This window comes from Chimaeribacter coloradensis (assembly GCF_002858715.1).
GTDB lineage: Bacteria > Pseudomonadota > Gammaproteobacteria > Enterobacterales > Enterobacteriaceae > Chimaeribacter > Chimaeribacter coloradensis.
The window spans coordinates 1-1,405 of sequence record NZ_PJZH01000064.1 but is presented as its reverse complement, the minus strand read 5'-3'; the positions used below and the strand labels follow the sequence as shown (position 1 = coordinate 1,405).

Sequence of the window (1,405 nt, the reverse complement as noted above, 5' to 3'; positions counted from 1 at the left end):
GGGTGAAGTTTTCGAATTGCGAATTTGATAGATGTTCTTTCACAGTGTCAACATTTGAACATTGTAATTTCCATGATTGCACTTGGGAATCTATTGGAATATCTGGAACTGAAACAAAGCTTTTTGATACTATTATAACGAATCCGGAGTCTTTTATAAATTCTGCATATACAAATACTAACAAAGAAGAACTAAAAAGTTATGGCGCTAAAAATCCGTCATATCAAACTTTTAGGTTGGAAGAGTCAAAGGTAAAGCTGGCCAGGTTGGTCTTGTCAAATAATGAAAGAAATGCTGATGACAAAGCTTATTATGAATCCATAAAAATATATCTTAAGCAATCTATTTCAGCTAAAATATCAAAGGCAAAATATGAGAGAAGTGTCAATAAAAATAAATTGAGAAACTTTATTTCTCAATGGCTTGGTTTTATTGAGGGTAAGCTTATTTCTTTTTCAGGAAGTATTAATGGTTGGGGAGGCAATGTTAGCCGGGCAACGATTTGTGGGGTAGGAATTATTGTTATATTTGCTTTAATTTATGCGTGTTTTAGTGTTGATTCTAAACCGGTCCTTGGCTGGAAGCTTTCACTAATAAAATCCTTTGATATTACATTACTTGTGGGCTATACGAAGCATGCAACTGTAGCTCAAACTTGGCAGGAGCAGGCTCTTTACGGAGCTAACGCGGTCCTGGGTTTATGGTGGTATACTATATTCGTACCAACTATTATCAACAGAATTTGTAAGGTTAGATAATGGCTATCTTATCATTAGCATTATACGGAAGTCGTGCAAGAGGCGACTTTAATAATTTTTCAGATATTGACTTATTCGCTGTCACAAATGAAGATCATTATAAAATGATAGTGGATGGGAGTAGTAACTTGGCGTGCTACCCTGAGAAGCTAGCCCTTCAGCGTGCAGACAGCGGTGATTTGTTTATTTTGCATATTTGTGAGGAGGCAAAGGAGATCTATTGTGACGGCTTCGGAATTGAAAGCATCAGATCAGCTTTCAGATATAAAGATGATTACATGCACGAGAAGCTTTGTGCAGCTGATTTGGCTTGGTTTTTGATGGATTTTAGTTCGTCATTTAGAAATGTCTTTTTGCTAAACAAACGAATGGCTTGGTGCGTGAGAACTATTTTGATAGCCTCTTCAGCTGAAGTAAGGAATCCCATTTTTTCAAGGGAGGATCTTGCGAGTTTTTCCGGTGAAGAAAAGGTTGGTAAATTCATAATGTTGAAGGATTCAAGTAATCTGGATTTGTTAATTTTTAAAGATATCGAAGATTTTCTTATCAATTTTGGCTTCCAAAGGCCAAAATTAAATGATCTGAGCCGTAATGCATATTGGAAGCGATTTAAACAAAATAAAAATGCCATGGGAATAAAAACTTTC

The 1,405-nt window shown here is 35.7% G+C and carries 2 protein-coding genes; both read left to right on the top strand.

Annotation, left to right across the window (positions count from 1 at the left end):
* On the top strand, positions 1-758 hold a 758-nt coding region (halA, locus tag CYR32_RS21155; RefSeq protein WP_101827041.1), incomplete at its 5' end, for an anti-phage Hailong system effector protein HalA.
* Positions 758-1,405: anti-phage Hailong system nucleotidyltransferase HalB (gene halB / locus CYR32_RS21150; RefSeq protein WP_101827042.1), on the top strand; the 648-nt coding region annotated here is incomplete at its 3' end. The genes halA and halB, both read left to right, overlap by 1 nt.